Source organism: Psychrobacillus mangrovi (genome assembly GCF_037104765.1).
GTDB classification, from domain to species: Bacteria; Bacillota; Bacilli; order Bacillales_A; family Planococcaceae; genus Psychrobacillus; species Psychrobacillus mangrovi.
The window spans coordinates 57,242-72,751 of the sequence record NZ_JBAWSY010000008.1 but is presented as its reverse complement, the minus strand read 5'-3'; the positions used below and the strand labels follow the sequence as shown (position 1 = coordinate 72,751).

The 15,510-nt window shown below is 36.8% G+C and carries 16 protein-coding genes; 4 read left to right on the top strand and 12 right to left on the bottom strand.

All coding sequences use genetic code 11. From position 1 onward, the window contains the following. Positions 1-84: 84 nt before the first annotated feature. The 5 genes from WAX74_RS12300 to WAX74_RS12280 form a co-directional block, all read right to left on the bottom strand. The gene (locus tag WAX74_RS12300) at positions 85-1,218 is read right to left on the bottom strand and encodes a bifunctional cystathionine gamma-lyase/homocysteine desulfhydrase (RefSeq protein ID WP_336497963.1); all 1,134 of its coding nucleotides are present in this window, start codon (positions 1,216-1,218) and stop codon (positions 85-87) included. 3 nt (positions 1,219-1,221) lie between these two features. Continuing rightward, complete coding sequence (locus WAX74_RS12295) at positions 1,222-2,154, bottom strand: PLP-dependent cysteine synthase family protein (protein ID WP_336497962.1); 933 nt, start codon at positions 2,152-2,154, stop codon at positions 1,222-1,224. Then, positions 2,154-2,624: an S-ribosylhomocysteine lyase gene (locus WAX74_RS12290; protein WP_336497961.1), complete on the bottom strand. Its 471-nt coding sequence runs from the start codon at positions 2,622-2,624 to the stop codon at positions 2,154-2,156. The genes WAX74_RS12295 and WAX74_RS12290 overlap by 1 nt, the downstream gene beginning before the upstream one ends. A 12-nt stretch (positions 2,625-2,636) precedes the next feature. After that, positions 2,637-3,275: a class I SAM-dependent DNA methyltransferase gene (locus tag WAX74_RS12285; protein ID WP_336498028.1), complete on the bottom strand. Its 639-nt coding sequence runs from the start codon at positions 3,273-3,275 to the stop codon at positions 2,637-2,639. A gap of 213 nt (positions 3,276-3,488) precedes the next feature. Then, the gene (locus WAX74_RS12280; RefSeq protein WP_336497960.1) at positions 3,489-4,025 is read right to left on the bottom strand and encodes an SLC13 family permease; all 537 of its coding nucleotides are present in this window, start codon (positions 4,023-4,025) and stop codon (positions 3,489-3,491) included. A 102-nt stretch (positions 4,026-4,127) separates the two neighbouring features. Here WAX74_RS12280 and WAX74_RS12275 point away from each other — a divergent pair, with 102 nt between their 5' ends. Further along, positions 4,128-4,370, top strand: a complete 243-nt coding sequence (locus tag WAX74_RS12275) for a hypothetical protein (RefSeq protein WP_336497959.1) — start codon at positions 4,128-4,130, stop codon at positions 4,368-4,370. Between the two features lie 48 nt (positions 4,371-4,418). On the opposite strand, the gene WAX74_RS12270 is transcribed toward WAX74_RS12275, so the two are convergent. Beyond that, on the bottom strand, positions 4,419-4,916 hold the full coding sequence (locus WAX74_RS12270; protein WP_336497958.1) for a GNAT family N-acetyltransferase: 498 nt from the start codon (positions 4,914-4,916) through the stop codon (positions 4,419-4,421). Positions 4,917-5,063: 147 nt separating this feature from the next. On the opposite strand from WAX74_RS12270, the gene WAX74_RS12265 reads away from it, so the two are divergent. Beyond that, positions 5,064-6,065, top strand: a complete 1,002-nt coding sequence (locus tag WAX74_RS12265) for a S66 family peptidase (protein ID WP_336497956.1) — start codon at positions 5,064-5,066, stop codon at positions 6,063-6,065. Then, positions 6,053-6,592 carry an HAD-IIIA family hydrolase gene (locus tag WAX74_RS12260; protein WP_336497955.1) on the top strand — a complete coding sequence of 180 codons (540 nt, stop codon included), beginning with the start codon at positions 6,053-6,055 and terminating at the stop codon, positions 6,590-6,592. The genes WAX74_RS12265 and WAX74_RS12260 overlap by 13 nt, the downstream gene beginning before the upstream one ends. Positions 6,593-7,085: 493 nt before the next feature. Here WAX74_RS12260 and WAX74_RS12255 read toward each other — a convergent pair whose 3' ends face one another. From WAX74_RS12255 to WAX74_RS12240, 4 genes are read right to left on the bottom strand one after another with little or no spacing between them, the layout of a single operon-like run. Continuing rightward, positions 7,086-7,838, bottom strand: a complete 753-nt coding sequence (locus WAX74_RS12255) for a hypothetical protein (protein WP_336497954.1) — start codon at positions 7,836-7,838, stop codon at positions 7,086-7,088. A 1-nt stretch (position 7,839) separates the two neighbouring features. Next, on the bottom strand, positions 7,840-8,595 hold the full coding sequence (locus tag WAX74_RS12250) for an ABC transporter permease (protein ID WP_336497953.1): 756 nt from the start codon (positions 8,593-8,595) through the stop codon (positions 7,840-7,842). Continuing rightward, positions 8,592-9,320, bottom strand: a complete 729-nt coding sequence (locus WAX74_RS12245; protein WP_336497952.1) for an ABC transporter ATP-binding protein — start codon at positions 9,318-9,320, stop codon at positions 8,592-8,594. Before WAX74_RS12245 ends, WAX74_RS12250 begins: the two co-directional genes overlap by 4 nt. Further along, positions 9,317-9,844 carry a GNAT family N-acetyltransferase gene (locus WAX74_RS12240; RefSeq protein WP_413788964.1) on the bottom strand — a complete coding sequence of 176 codons (528 nt, stop codon included), beginning with the start codon at positions 9,842-9,844 and terminating at the stop codon, positions 9,317-9,319. The genes WAX74_RS12245 and WAX74_RS12240 overlap by 4 nt, the downstream gene beginning before the upstream one ends. A gap of 176 nt (positions 9,845-10,020) precedes the next feature. On the opposite strand from WAX74_RS12240, the gene WAX74_RS12235 reads away from it, so the two are divergent. After that, positions 10,021-11,322 carry an amino acid permease gene (locus WAX74_RS12235; RefSeq protein WP_413788966.1) on the top strand — a complete coding sequence of 434 codons (1,302 nt, stop codon included), beginning with the start codon at positions 10,021-10,023 and terminating at the stop codon, positions 11,320-11,322. Positions 11,323-11,619: 297 nt separating this feature from the next. Here WAX74_RS12235 and WAX74_RS12230 read toward each other — a convergent pair whose 3' ends face one another. Both WAX74_RS12230 and WAX74_RS12225 read right to left on the bottom strand, forming a co-directional pair. Continuing rightward, positions 11,620-13,599, bottom strand: coding sequence for a S9 family peptidase (locus WAX74_RS12230; RefSeq protein WP_336497950.1), 1,980 nt, complete (start codon positions 13,597-13,599; stop codon positions 11,620-11,622). A 327-nt stretch (positions 13,600-13,926) separates the two neighbouring features. Beyond that, positions 13,927-15,489 carry a fatty acid--CoA ligase family protein gene (locus WAX74_RS12225; protein ID WP_336498026.1) on the bottom strand — a complete coding sequence of 521 codons (1,563 nt, stop codon included), beginning with the start codon at positions 15,487-15,489 and terminating at the stop codon, positions 13,927-13,929. Between the last annotated feature and the right edge of the window lie 21 nt (positions 15,490-15,510).

Below are 15,510 nucleotides of genomic sequence, written 5' to 3'. Positions count from 1 at the left end.
CCAACTAAACCTCTTTATAGTCCAACTATCTCTTTTCCAAGCAACAAAAAAGGTACACCACAATTAAGTGGTGTACCAAATTCATTAAGCTAATGCTTGTGTTAAATCTTCTATTAAATCTTCCACGTCTTCAATCCCTACAGAAATTCGAACCAGACCGTCCGTAATGCCTAATTCTTGGCGTCGCTCACTTGGAATCGAAGCATGAGTCATTCTTGCAGGAACAGAAATCAAGCTTTCTACTGCTCCTAGGCTTTCTGCTAATGTAAAATAACGAAGCTTCGCTAATAGCTCATCAGCTTTTTCTCCACTACCCACATCAAAAGAGATCATCCCTCCGAAGCCAGTCGTTTGTTTCTTCATCAGCTCGTGCCCTGGATGATTCACTAAACCTGGATAAAATACCTTCTTAACACCCTCGTGATTATTTAAAAACTCTGCAATTCGTTGAGCATTCAAGTGATGCTCTTCCATGCGAAGACCAAGCGTTTTAATACCACGCATTAGTAACCAAGAGTCTTGTGGTCCGAGCACTGCTCCTACTGAGTTTTGTACAAAGTGCAAATCAGTCGCTAGCTGCTCTGAATTCACTACAACTAGCCCTGCTACTACATCACTATGTCCACCAATATATTTCGTTGCACTATGCACAACAATGTCTGCTCCAAGCGCAATCGGTTGCTGGAAATAAGGGGTCATAAAAGTGTTATCCACAATAGTAAGTAAGCCTTTATCTTTTGCAAATTTTGCAATTGCTTCTATATCTGTAATTTTTAATAGAGGATTAGTCGGTGTTTCTAGGAAAATAGCTTTTGTATTTTCTTTAATTGCTTCTTCCACTTTAGATATATCAGTTGTATCTACAAAAGTTGCTTCGATTCCGAAACGGTTCAATACTTTAGAAATGACACGGTATGTACCACCGTATACATCATCCGTTAAAATAACGTGATCACCTTTACTGAAAAGCATCATAACAGAGCTAGTTGCGGCCATACCGGAAGCAAAAGCAAATCCTGCAACTCCACCCTCTAAATCACTGATTAAAACCTCTAAAGCATGCCGAGTAGGGTTACCCGTACGTGAATATTCATAGCCTTTAAATTTTCCGACTGCCTCTTGTTTGTACGTACTCACTTGATAAATTGGCGTAGACACTGCTCCAGTTGCCTCATCTCCAACAATTCCTGCATGAATAAGCTTCGTTTTTGCACGCATCTATTATTTCTCCTCCTTGAACAATTCATATACTTTTTGACTTAAATAGCGCTCGCTAGAATCTGGGAATATCGTGACAATATGACTTCCTTCTTTTGCAATTTCTGCCTCCTGAAGTGCAGCATAAAAAGCTGCACCTGAAGAACTTCCAACGAGTAGTCCTTCCTCTTTAGACAACTCTTGCAATTTAATAAATGCATCTTGATCACTCACCGTGTGAATTGCATCAAAATACGACCGGTCCATGAAATCCGGTAAAAACTCCATACCGATTCCTTCTGTCAAATGAGGTCCTGATTCTCCGCCGTTTAAGATGGATCCGACAGGCTCTACAATAACGGTTTTAATGTCCGCTTTTTGCGATTTTAAAAATTCAGATGTTCCCATAAACGTCCCACCTGAACCGGCACCAGCAACAAATATATCAATTTGACCTTCTAAATCACGCCATAATTCAGGGCCGAGTGTTTTTGTATACGTAGCAGGATTTGCTGGATTTGAGAATTGAGAAGGTGAAAAAGCATTCGGAATTTGTTTCACTAATTCGCTTGCTTTGTCTATAGCACCTTTTATTCCAAGTGCAGTATCCGTATTTACAATCTCTGCACCAAGCGCACGCATCAGTGTTTGTTTCTCAACACTAAATTTTTCAGGGACAACAAACATAACTTTGTATCCTTTTCCTACTGCAGCAAGTGCGATTCCAATTCCTGTATTTCCCGCAGTTGGCTCAATAATAGTTCCACCAGGGACAAGCTTTCCCGATTGTTCAGCATCCTCAATCAACGAAACACCAAGACGATCCTTCACACTGCCTCCTGGATTCAAATATTCAAGCTTTGCAAAAATCCGGCAATTATTCGCAATAGGAATATGTTTTATTTCAACAACAGGTGTATTGCCTATCAATTCATGCACACTACTAAATACTTTCATTACGCTTCCTCTTTATAAATTTGTCGCCATTCATCTTTTTTAGAAAGCATCTCTGAAGCAATTTCTTTTGCTCCTTCTAAGCTATGACTTGCTGCCCAACCACATTGAACTTCATTACAAGCTGGAACCTCTGTCGCTTCCAATACATCTTTTAATGTATTTTCAATAATTTCTAAGATTTCATCATAGTTATCATGATTAATAACTGATAAATAAAACCCAGTTTGACATCCCATCGGACTTATATCCACTACTTGATCTGTATGATTTCGGATATTTTCCGCCATCAAATGCTCTAGTGAATGTAATCCCGGCATCTCCATATGCTCTTTATTTGGCTGTTTAAAACGGATATCGTATTTTAAAATTTCATCACCTTGAACGCCAGTCTTTGTTCCTGCTAATCGTACAAATGGTGCTGCCACTTTTGTGTGATCTAAATTAAAGCTTTCTACATTCATTTTTTTCATTATTATCGCTCCTTATTTTTTAGTTGCGTCCAATAGCCAAACGTAATCATTCATTTTTTGGAAACTCACTTGAAACCCTGCTTCCTCAAACAAATTTGTTAGTATCGGAATAGTAGTATAATATTCTCGCTCTAAATCGTCTGCCACATTATTAAAACCACGATTTCTTTCCTTTTCAATTTGAGCCTGTTTTGCTTCCTCCGTAATAAAAACTGTATCTGCAAAAACAATCTTTCCCTGTTTCGAAAGAAGCTGTGCATATTTCTTTAAAGCTTCTCCTTTTTCCTCATCCGTTAAATGATGAAAAACATATGTGCTAACTATTGCATCTATATTTTCATTTTCTATATTAAACTGAAGTAAATCCCCATCTAGTACATTAATAGAAGGAAATCGTTTTAAAGTTAGCTCACGCATCTTCGTATTAGGTTCGATACCAATAACCGAAATCCCTTCTTTGATTAGCTGTGCTGTTAAATTACCAGTACCAGTTCCAAATTCAATTACCGTTCCAGAAACACGATTTGTTACTTCTCTCAAAATAACTTCATAGCCTTCAAATACATCTCGATATTCTGGATCTTTGCCAGAAACCGACTCATCATAAGAGTGTGCCCATCCATCAAAGATATCGACAAATTCTCTTCCCATCATCAAACCCCTTTTGATAATATATTATTCCAAGCTGATTACTTTGCTTTAGGTCTAACAATAATAGTTATAACATATTAGGAGAAATTGTCAAATAAAAAATAGGGTTTCTTCTATATAGAAGAAACCCTATTTTTGTTAGAGCGAGAAGAAGAGTGGAATAACAATCATCATTATAATAAACATGACAGTTTGATAGGGGAACTCCCGCTTTCACAAATATCCTCCTGATGTCATTACCAATGAATTTGTCGGAGATGCAACCGGTGTCGCAAAAGCCATACTGGAAGAAACAGCGATTGCGATTAGAAAAGTATATGGATTTGCATCCATCGTAATAGCTGCACTCATTGCTATCTGTGCAAATAAAACCGCAGTTGCAGTATTACTCATGAATGCCCCGACACTACCTGTAATTATAAGCAATAACACAAATAACTTTTCCTCACTTTTTCCCGACAATCTGAGCAGTTGGTTTCCTGCTGTTTGTGCAAGACCTGTACTTAGAAGCCCTGCTCCCACTACAAACAAACCAGCAATCATAATTACTACAGAATTCAAAAATCCCGCAAGTGCCTCTGAAGGTTCTAATACTCCTGTTATAACAAATGCTAATAATGCCAGAAGAGCTACTAAATCTGCAAGTACTCGATTACTAATAAATAAAACGATACTAATCGCTAAAATAGTAAAAGTAATAATTAGCTGCATCTCATTCGTAATCATTTCCATTAGAAAATCTACCTTCATTATAAAAGAAACTATTAAAAAGTCCTTCATCTATGCCTATATATAAGAATCGCATAATATCTGGAAATGTGAGATAATTGTACCTATAACGGAGGTGGATAGATGTCATTTTGGAAAGTATTTTTTACTTACATCATTACCAAAATAATTGCAGATAACACGATTTTTAAAATAGACTTTTTCCACTATAGTTTAATGGACAATTTTAGTATGGTCTCGATACTACGTTTTTTAGTAGAAATAATTAGTTTTACATTGATTTACTTAAGTATCTATTATTTAGTTTCAAACTTCAGCAATTGGAAAATGCGCATAAAATATGAATTAGCACATAAAAAGAAGTAACCCCTCCGCTCTAAATAAAACATGCGGTGCAGTTACTTCTTTCTTTTTTTATTTATCTACTTTATATATTGCATTTATAGCATCCCAATCAAGTGGTCTTGCCATACTGTTTTCAGTTCTTTCTAAAGGTTTAAAACCAAATTGTGCATACAAGGAATGAGCATCTCTAGTACCTAAGTGAAAATTAGTTCCTTTTAATTTTGAATTCTCCGTGATAACGGTCATTAACCATTTACTTAGACCCTTTCCTCTAAATTCAGGCAGTACAAACACATCCGCCAGCCAAGAATATCTAACAAGGTCAGATAGAACTCGGGCAAAACCTATTTGTTTCGATGTCCCCTTAGTAGGATCTCCATCATAAATACCATAACAAATAGTTGAATTTTCAATAGATGCTATAACCAATTCTTTTGACGTACCTTCAAGCCAATAAGATTCTTTACTAAGAAAATTATAGATGACTTCCACATCCAACAAACTTTTATCGGTACTCATGTAAAATCCATCTTTGCTTAACAACTCGGCTTGTTCTTTTATCAACATTTTCTTGCCCCCAATAGTATTCACATTAAAATATTTCTCGCAATAATCGTCAGAATATTGTATTTTCACTTTAACTTACTTAAGCTATAATTGTAAATACTTACCTATCTTAACTATTACATTAATTAACTGAGGAGAATATATTTTATGACACTAGTAAATCGACTAAAGCAAGGAGATAAAATTGGGATATATTCACCATCTTCTCCTATCACTTATTTATCCCCTAGGAGATATAAAAGAGCAAAGTCTTTTTTAGAATCAAAAGGATTTGAGATTGTTGAAGGATATCTAACTGGCCAGCATGATTATTATCGTTCGGGTAGTATTCAGGAACGGGCAAATGAATTGAATGAACTCATTCGTGACCCAGACATCAAGTGTATTATGTCAACTATTGGAGGAACAAATTCTAATGCCATTTTACCTTATATTGACTATGAAGCATTTAAGAGCGATCCTAAAATAATGATTGGCTATTCCGACGCAACTGCTATTTTGTTAGGAATTTATGCACAAACTGGGGTTCCAACTTTTTACGGTCCAGCCTTGGTTCCTTCTTTTGGAGAATTTGAGCCTTTTGTGCATTATACATTCGATTATTTCAATGAAATGTTAATCGAACAGCAGCAAATTCCTTATACCTTTCCAACTCCTCCTTATTGGACAGATGAGCCACTTAATTGGGAGGAGAAAACAGATGAAAAAGAAAAAAGAAGCAATGAGTGGGTTTGCTTAAACGGAGGTTCTTCACAAGGAAGATTAATTGGTGGTAATTTAAATGCTATGTATGGCTTTTGGGGAAGCCCCTATATGCCTAAGATTAAAGAAGGAGATATTCTCTTAATAGAAGACACGATGAAAACAGCTTCCGTTGTTGAAAAGAACTTTAACCTGTTAAAACTGAACGGTGTATTTGACCGTGTAGGCGGAATAATATTAGGTAAACACGAGCTGTTTGATGATCAAGGAACAGGAAGAAAACCATCTGATATATTGCTAGAAACGCTTGGACAACCATCCATTCCAATTCTTTCTGAATTTGATTGTTGCCATACCCATCCCATGCTAACGATGCCCATTGGTAGAAATATTAAATTAGATGCAACAAATAAAAAAGTAACCATTATCGAACAATGGATCAAATAAAAAACATAGAAGCAGTATTTATAGATAGAAATGGCACAATTGGTGGCTCTGGTCATTTTATTCACCCTAAGGATTTTAAGCCTTATGAATTCAGTAACGATGCATTTAAATTACTGAAAGAGCATGGCATTCGTATGTTTGCATTCACGAATCAACATAGAATCAGCAGAAAAGAAGCGTCAATCACAGAGTTTCAAGAGGAGTTTCTTTCATACGGTTTTAATGATGCATTTATTTGTCTGCATTGTGAAGAAGCTGGTTGTATGTGCCATAAACCTAAATCAGGTTTGTTAATAGAGGCTGCTAGGAAACATAATTTAGAGCTAAAAAATTGTGTCGTAATCGGGGATGTTGGATCTACAGATATGCTGGCAGCTCATGCTGTAGGTGCGATGAAAATATTAGTCTTAACTGGTTGGGGCGAAAGTTCCTTACACCAATATCGAGATTTCTGGAAAGATGCAGAACCAGATCATATTGCACAAAATTTGTTGGAGGCGGTCCAATATCTATTAAAAACCCACTGAAAAACTCTTCAAGGTATCTCTTAGCGGGTATGTTAACGACACTTCGTTCACATACTCGCTTTTTGTCAGGGTCCGTTAATTTCCGTTCCAGGCGGACGCGTTCCGCCGGCATGGCTTCAGCCGCTTCCCTCGCTACGCTCAGTCCAGGGTCTTCAGCTCATGCTATTCCGGCTGGAGTCGCCGCCTTCCACTACAATTAACTATTATCCGCTTTTCAATTAGGAATTCATCATGCCATTAATAGAGCAAGTTTTTATCACTTACATTTTTTCAATTAGTATTTATAGAAAATCGTTGAAAAAGGCGACACTCCTGCGGGAATAGCGTTAGCCGAAGACCCCGCAGCACAGCGAGGAGGCTAAGGCAACGCCCGCGGAAAGGGAGCCGTTTCAACGATTTTCTTATTTATCGGACGACATTATTTAGTAAAGTCAAATTCTATAGACTTTTTCAGTGCCCTCAAATTAATCTCACTGGGGATCCTCTTGATAGTCTATTCTTCTATGTACTTTAGCAAAATCGGCTCTAAATAATCTTCCTTTAAAGATGAATCTTTTTGTATAAAGGTTTCCACACTCTCTTTATCTAATGAGACAAATAGAAACTCATCAAATTCTGGTTGCTCTCCTTTTTCTAGAAGACTCTCATTGTGCTGTTGAAATAAAGCTTGAAGCTCCTTCATTGAATAATCCACTTTCAACTCAAACATAATAGCCCAAAAATCATATGTCCCTTTATTTTTAACAAACTTAGGTTTGAATGATTTAGAATAAGATGATTCAATTTTTAAACCCATTTCTTCTTCTAGTTCTTTTCCAATACTTCTCTCCAAATCAAATATTAACCCATCTAAATCATTCTCATCCAGTCCACCACCTGTAAATTGCAAGCGTCCAGGTGTCGAAGAATATTGATTCATTCGACCAAAAGCTATGTGATGATCATTAGTAAGAACCGCTACACACGTAAAAATGACTTTACAAGGAAATGCACATTCTGGGTGATGAATAGTATATAGATAATGTTTATAGTCTGTTTTTACGACAGTTACTTCAAGTTCATCAATAGTTTTATTAATATGTGTAATGGTAAATACATCTCCATTATGAAAGTGAGGATTTTTCTCTAATAGCTTCTCCCAGAACAATTGATGTTGCACTTGTATACTACTTGGTAGAATTAAAGACGTTGAATCAAATTTAACTGTAACTTGAGTTGGCGTATTTTCAATGACTATCGGCATCATCTTATTCTCTCCTGTCCTTCAATTGCAAATCCTTTGTAAATAGATTTTTATAACAAAGCATGCTTAACATCATACTCGTAATTGCTGAGGAACTTGTAAATACAAAGACAATTAGTATCTGATATCGAACTGCCTCCACTGGGTTTGCACCTGCTATAATCATTCCCGTCATCATTCCAGGCAGTTGTACAAGTCCTACGGTTTTCATCGAATCAATAGTAGGAATCATACTAAACTTTACGGAACGTTTTAGAACTTCCTGTATAGCTTGCCTACTCGTGGCACCAAGAGAAAGCAGTGTTTCAATTTCACCTTTGGACCTTTCCGTTTCTCGTTTTAATTGTGTTAAAAATAATCCACATGCAACCATTGCATTTCCAATTGTCATCCCACTAATGGGAATAATGTACTGTGGGGTTGCATCGATAATTTGTAAGCCAAGTAAAAGTCCCATCATTAAAACTTCCATCGTTACAATGGATAGAATAATTCTCCAAAAGACCCCTGTCATACCTTTTGCTCGTTTAGCAGCATTACTAGCTGCAACTAAGATCATGATGCAAACAATTAATACAATAAAGAGAAGATTTTCAGATTGAAATACAAATTGTAATACATATCCAACTGCAAGTAGCTGGATAGCTGCTCGAATAGTACCAATTGCAATGTCTTTTTCTAAATCAAGTTTTCGCCAAATGGATACAAGCATTGTAATAACAACAAATAATAATGTGAAGCTTAAAGCTAAGAAACTCATAACATCACCTGTTCAGAAAAAGGATGACGATTTTCAAAAAAGATTTCTGTACTAGAGTCAATCGCCAATTTTCCTTCTTCCATGTACCAAACTCGTTCACTTATTTTCTTTGCTTGTTCAAGGTCATGTGTTACCCATATAAAAGATGTACCTTTTTCCATATGCAATTTAGTCAAAAGCTGTTCCACGAGTTCTTTGCTTTCTTGATCAAGGGATGAGGTGATTTCATCCAACAGAAGGATGGATGGGTCTAATAATAAGGTCCTTACCAAGGCTATCCTTTGTTTCTCTCCACCAGATAAATCCTTTGCTTTTTTGCTCCATTCTAAATGCTCCAGTCCAATATCCTTCATGAGTTCTTTTGCTAGCCCCTCATCAAAAGAACGATTATGTAACTTGCTAACTGTTTGCAAATTGTCCTCAATTGTACCTGGAAGCATGATTGATTGCTGAGCAACATATGCTATGTTCATACGCCAATGTTGTGTATCCATCTCTTTTGCAGAAACACCATTAAACGAAATTACTCCATTATCTAGCGGTTCAAGTAAGGCAAGTGTCCGTAATAGTGTACTTTTCCCTTGCCCGGATTTACCTAGTAAAGCTATACGCTCTGCCTTTTGAAGAACTGCTGTAATATTCCCAAATAAATAGGGGCGGTACTTTTCTTCATTTGTACCCCAATAATTTTTAGTAATATTCTTAATTTCAAATAAAGTGGTCATATTCTTCTTTCCCATTCTTCTCTTAATAAACCCATTCTAATAGAATCATAGTAAACTCCATTATAGAAGCGGCATTTACGAAGACGTGCCTCCATTGTCATACCTAACTTTTCTCCAACTTTAATCATACGCTCGTTGCCCGACCAAGTAGTATAGCCTACTCGGACGAGGGGTAATTCATTAAACAAATGGGTAATCCACAATCTCATTGCTTCTGTGCCGACACCACCATTCCAGTAGTTAGGGTCATAGATGACAATTCCAATTTCAAGCCAGAGAGATTCTTCATGCTCCCAATAGTAGCATAAGGATCCAACTAGTAAGTTTTCTACATAGATTCCCCAAACGTCATCCTGATTTATGTAATGATGCTTTTTTTCTAAAAACTGTTCAAATGTTTTCGGTTCATAAGGAAAATAAGGGGCATCCCACTTTTTCCATTCTGGTGATTCTTCTTTCGCACTTAGTTCCCAGTATTTAATTAATTCTTCCTCAACTATTGGTCGAATAGTAACCTCTCTCAACTTTGTCACCTCATTCAAATACATATACATAATTTTACCACATTTCAAATAATATAGACTGTTCTATCTCAATGCTTTATTATGTATAACATTAGTAATCTATTAGAAGGAGTGACATACCATTGGGTGACAACCAGAAATTACATCGTGGATTAGAACAACGTCATATCACCTTAATGTCTTTAGGTGCAGCAATAGGAGTAGGATTATTTTTAGGCTCAGCTACTGCGATCAATCTGGCAGGACCCGCAATTCTTATTTCATACATAGTAGGCGGAATAGCTATTTTAATTATTATGCGTTCCCTTGGGGAGATGGCGGTCCATAATCCAGTGGCAGGATCTTTTAGCAGATATGCAAAGGATTATTTAGGACCACTTGCCGGTTATATTACGGGATGGAATTACTGGTTTTTATGGGTAGTAACATGTATGGCGGAGATCACAGCAGTTGGTGTCTATATGCAAATGTGGTATCCGGACACACCAAGCTGGATTTGGGCACTGGCAGCACTTGTTATCATGACAATGGTAAATTTGATAACGGTTAAAGCGTATGGTGAATTTGAGTTTTGGTTTGCTCTTATTAAAATTATTGCAATACTCGCGATGATTTTTGTAGGACTAGGTGTAATTATTTTTGGAATTGGTAATGGTGGAGTTGCTGTTGGTATTAGTAACTTATGGTCACATGGTGGATTTGCACCAAATGGGGTCACTGGTATTTTAATGTCTCTGCAAATGGTCATGTTTGCATACTTAGGTGTGGAAATGATTGGTGTAACTGCTGGTGAAGCAAAAAATCCGAAAACAGTCATTCCTCGAGCAATTGATACTGTTTTCTGGCGAATATTATTGTTTTATGTTGGTGCATTATTTGTTATTATGTCCATTTATCCATGGGATGAAATAGGTAATAATGGTAGTCCATTTGTGTTAATGTTTGAACAAATCGGCATTGGACCAGCAGCAGGCATTATAAATTTCGTAGTATTAACTGCCGCACTTTCAAGTTGTAATAGTGGGATTTTTAGTACAGGACGTATGTTATTTAATTTAGCAGAACAAAAGCAAGCATCTGCATCATTTAAAAAGATTAGTCGGACCGGCGTTCCTTCAAAGGCAATCGTATTCTCCGCAACCTTATTATTGGTTGGGGTTGTGTTGAACTATCTTGTACCGGAAAAAGTGTTTATATGGGTCACGAGTATTTCTACATTCGGAGCCGTTTGGACATGGGGAATTATTTTATTGTCCCAATTAAAATTCCGTAAAACTCTATCTAAAGGAGAGGTTTCAAGATTAACGTATAAAGCATTATTCTATCCTTTTGGTTCTTATATAGTACTTGCGTTTTTAGTGTTAGTGCTTGGACTGATGGCGTATTTCCCTGAAACACGAATTGCGTTAATTGTTGGACCTATATGGATTATAGGATTGGTGTTCATGTATTTTAAAAATGGATTTGATAAGAGATAACTTGGATGATATTGTTCTCATCAATAATGGATTTCAAGGGATGAAATGGATTATCCGATTATGGGTGGTTATTATCCGATTCTGAGTGGTTATTATCCGATTCTGAGTGGTTATTATCCGATTCTGAGTGGTTATTATCCGATTTTGAGTGGTTATTATCCGATTCTGAGTGGTTATTATCCGATTATGGGTGGTTATTATCCGATTCTGAGTAGTTATTATCCGATTTTGAGTAGTTATTATCCGATTATCAAAAATCCCTTCATTTCAATAGATGAAATGAAGGGATTTTCTCTATTATCTTATATATTTCTTGAACCATTCTGTAATTTGTTCTAATCGTGTCAATCTCAAATTAGGCAAGCCGACTCTAGATAAATTATGATCTGCTTGCGGGAAGCGAACAAAGCTTGTTTCCTTTCCCATTGCTTTTAATGTAATGTACAACTGTTGCCCTTGTTCAATTGGACAGCGATAGTCGTTTTCGCTATGCAGTATAAGTAATGGAGTTTCAACATTTGCTGCATATTTCAATGGGGATGTGTCCCAAAGCTTATTAATATCTGTCATATCAGCTCCAATTTGCCAAGGAGTGAAGTAATAACCTATATCGGATACACCATAAAAACTTATCCAGTTCGAAATTGAACGCTGGGTAACCGCAGCTTTAAAGCGATTCGTATGCCCTACTATCCAATTCGTCATAAATCCACCATAACTTCCACCAGTTACGCCAAGTTTTGTTTCATCAATCCAGTTATTTTCTCTTAATACATAATCGAGTCCAGCCATGATATCCTCATAGTCTCCTCCACCATAGTCACCACGAACTGCGTCTACGAAGTTTTGATCATAACCATGACTTCCACGTGGGTTCACATATAACACTCCGTAACCTTCTGCAGCTAATAATTGAAGCTCGTGAAAAAACGTGTTGCCATACATTGCATGAGGTCCACCATGTATTTCTACTATAAGTGGATACTTATTGCCTTCTTCATATCCTACTGGCTTCATTAACCATCCATGCACATCCCAATCTTTTGCTCCCTTAAATACAATAGCTTCTGGTTCGACAAGTTCCACATCATTTAGATAATCCTTATTAAATTTAGTAAGAACTTTTCTTTCACCAGTCGACAAAATATGCTTAAATAATTCCCCGGGAAATATTGGGTTACTAACTGTTACTAGCGCAAATGTTCCAGTTGCATCTACATCATACCCATACACATGTTCATCTTCTCCTGTTGCTGGATACAATTCTCCTTCTAATGAAGCGAAATATAGACGTATATCTCCCATTGTCGACACTTGGAAGTACAAATGATTGTCATCTGTCCAAACTACATCTGGTGCACTTGCCCCTTGTTGAAAGTCTGCAGCCGCATAATCGCCAACTGGTGCATCAAAGCCTTCAGTTATTATTTGTCGTATTCCAGAATTGACTTCATATACATAAACTTCTGAATGAGTTGCATTTTGGTATGTACGAGGTATACCTACAAATGCTAGATACTGATCATCCTTAGAAAATGCAGCACCTCCAAAATAACCATCCTCATTTATAATTTCTGTTTCTAACTTCGTATCAATATCAACAAGATACATTGGTTGGCTAAATGAAAAATCTTGATTTTCCTCACGATTCACACTTATTACAAGCTTCTTCCCATCATGAGAAACAGCCTGTAAACTATATTGGTAGTTTCCTACCGTAAATGGAGTAATTTCTGCTGTATCTATGTCAATCGAGCCAATATGTTTGTATACTTCTACTGGCAATAGCCCCATCCCATCTGCATGGTATTTCATTTTATCTACAACATACGCTTCTGGTAGCTTCTTTTCATCTTTTTCTGGTTCGTCTGTCCATGACTTTCCTTCTTTTAATGGAGCTGTAAACCATATTTTCTTTCCGCACGGTGACCATAGAAAGCTAGAAACTCCCTTTTCTAAAGCTGTAAGTTGCTTCGCTTCACCCCCAGCAGAGGGCAGTATATAAATTTGATTCTTTTCTTCACGGTTGGACAAGAAAGCAATATATTTTCCATCCTTAGACCACTTAGGAGAAGATACTCGTTCTTTTTTATGCGTCCACTGAGTAATTTCCTCTGTATCCATGTTTAAGTGAAATATATGAGCATAGTATTTATTGTCCTTTTCATCCATTTGTGTACGAATAAAAACAGCTTCATTCCCATTAGGTGCAAGTACAGGGCTTGTTATAGAATGCAGTTTGAATAAATCCTTAGCCTCTAATTTTCTTTTAGTCATTTCTAATCCCCACTTTCAATTTCTTACTTTCACTTATTTCGACACTCGAAATCATTTCCCTTCTTAATCATACAAAAAAACTGCCCCTTATTAAAAAGAGCAGTTTCAGACTGTAGACAACCTCGAATTTATTTCTTAAAAAGGATAGAGTAGGTTTTCCGAAGCTTACCACTCGCTTTCCGCGGGCGAGCGCCGAGCGGACGCTTCTCCAAACCAATAATGCCTTATTAATTTCTATATAATCAGAAGAATAGTCTTGAGTATATAGGAAATGATGACAAAAAATCAAAATAACGAACGAGGAAAATTAGCTAGTTTAATCTTCTATTAAACAGTTTGTCCTCTTAATGAACGACGTAAGATTTTCCCTGTCGTATTCTTTGGTAGTTCCTCTAAAAATTCAAACTTTTTAGGTACTTTATATTTTGCTAGCTTCTCGGCGCAATAGTCATGCAGCTGCTCCTCTGTTAAGGAAGTATCTTTTTTCACGACAAATGCCAACACCTCTTCCCCAAAGTTTGGATCTGGAACTCCTACAACGGCAGCTTCTACAATACCAGGATGTCCAAATAGAACTTCCTCCACTTCACGTGGGTAAACATTGTATCCTCCTACTATAATCATATCTTTCTTACGGTCGACAATATAGAAGTAACCTTCTTCATCTTGTCTTGCGAGGTCCCCTGTATATAACCATCCATTTCGAATAGCGTTTTCCGTTTCCTCAGGCATTTTATAATAGCCCTTCATCACGTTTGGACCTTTAACTATAAGTTCTCCTACCTCGCCTATTGGAACTTCTTCTCCAAGCTCGTTTACTACTTTATTCTCTACATTAACAATGTTTGTTCCAATAGATCCCGGTTTTCGCTCGCGGTCAATCGGATTGAAACAAGTTACTGGAGATGCCTCTGATAATCCGTAGCCTTCTGATACTCGAACGTTAAATTTATCTTCGAAGTTGTGTAGTAATGCAACTGGTAATGAAGATCCTCCCGAAATTGCTAAACGAATTGTTGAAAAATCTTCTGCTTCTCCTTCAGGATATTGATACAAGAAATTGAACATCGTAGGAACTCCAGCAAAGATCGTTGCTTTATGCTCTTTGGCAATATTAAATACATCTTGTGGACTAAATTTAGGAACGAGTAATAATGTTGCTCCAACTAATAATGGAGCATTTACGACAACTGTAAGTGCAAATACATGAAATACAGGAAGAGTTGTAATGACACGGTCTTCTGTATTAATACTTAAATATTCCGCTACATCCCTTGCATTTGAATAAATATTTCTATATGTAAGCATTGCTCCTTTTGGATGACCAGTTGTACCAGAAGTATATAAAATTACAGCAGTATCGTCCTCAGAAACCTCTACCGGTTTTGCATCAGCTGTAGTAGTCGTAACTAAAAATGAAAACGATTTCACTTTTGCTTTTAATAAATCCGGTAATGCAGCAAACTTCTCTACAGTATCCGCTTGTGTTTCACAAATAATATAATTTTCGACTGAAGTAAAAATACCTACTGCTTTTTCAACTAATGGTAGCAATGCATCTAATGCAATAATTGCTTTTGCATCACTATTTTTAACAATATAACTGATTTCATCTGGCGAATAAATAGGATTGATTGGTACTGCAGTTGCCCCTAACCGCATCGTAGCATAAAGAGAGATGAGAAAATGTGGTGAGTTTCCAAGTAAAAAACCGACATGATCTCCTTTTTCAATTCCTAAAGAGCGGAGTGCAGTAGCAAATCGTTCTACCGATTGTTCAAATTCCGCATATGTCGTATCAGCCCCCATAAAATGATACGCAATTTTTTCAGGATGCTGTATAGCAATTTGTTGAACACGTGAAACTAAATTCATATACTCGTCCCCCATTTTTAATTTTGAATGAATATT

Coding starts and splice junctions, on each gene's coding strand:
- WAX74_RS12255 (WP_336497954.1), bottom strand. CDS start 7,838: ATGATGCCGATAGTCATTGAAAATACGCCAACTCAAGTTACAGTTAAA.
- WAX74_RS12250 (WP_336497953.1), bottom strand. CDS start 8,595: ATGAGTTTCTTAGCTTTAAGCTTCACATTATTATTTGTTGTTATTACA.
- WAX74_RS12265 (WP_336497956.1), top strand. CDS start 5,064: ATGACACTAGTAAATCGACTAAAGCAAGGAGATAAAATTGGGATATAT.
- WAX74_RS12245 (WP_336497952.1), bottom strand. CDS start 9,320: ATGACCACTTTATTTGAAATTAAGAATATTACTAAAAATTATTGGGGT.
- WAX74_RS12300 (WP_336497963.1), bottom strand. CDS start 1,218: ATGCGTGCAAAAACGAAGCTTATTCATGCAGGAATTGTTGGAGATGAG.
- WAX74_RS12275 (WP_336497959.1), top strand. CDS start 4,128: ATGTCATTTTGGAAAGTATTTTTTACTTACATCATTACCAAAATAATT.
- WAX74_RS12290 (WP_336497961.1), bottom strand. CDS start 2,624: ATGAAAAAAATGAATGTAGAAAGCTTTAATTTAGATCACACAAAAGTG.
- WAX74_RS12270 (WP_336497958.1), bottom strand. CDS start 4,916: ATGTTGATAAAAGAACAAGCCGAGTTGTTAAGCAAAGATGGATTTTAC.
- WAX74_RS12285 (WP_336498028.1), bottom strand. CDS start 3,275: ATGGGAAGAGAATTTGTCGATATCTTTGATGGATGGGCACACTCTTAT.
- WAX74_RS12230 (WP_336497950.1), bottom strand. CDS start 13,599: ATGACTAAAAGAAAATTAGAGGCTAAGGATTTATTCAAACTGCATTCT.
- WAX74_RS12280 (WP_336497960.1), bottom strand. CDS start 4,025: ATGAAGGTAGATTTTCTAATGGAAATGATTACGAATGAGATGCAGCTA.
- WAX74_RS12225 (WP_336498026.1), bottom strand. CDS start 15,489: ATGGGGGACGAGTATATGAATTTAGTTTCACGTGTTCAACAAATTGCT.
- WAX74_RS12260 (WP_336497955.1), top strand. CDS start 6,053: ATGGATCAAATAAAAAACATAGAAGCAGTATTTATAGATAGAAATGGC.
- WAX74_RS12295 (WP_336497962.1), bottom strand. CDS start 2,154: ATGAAAGTATTTAGTAGTGTGCATGAATTGATAGGCAATACACCTGTT.
- WAX74_RS12235 (WP_413788966.1), top strand. CDS start 10,021: ATGTCTTTAGGTGCAGCAATAGGAGTAGGATTATTTTTAGGCTCAGCT.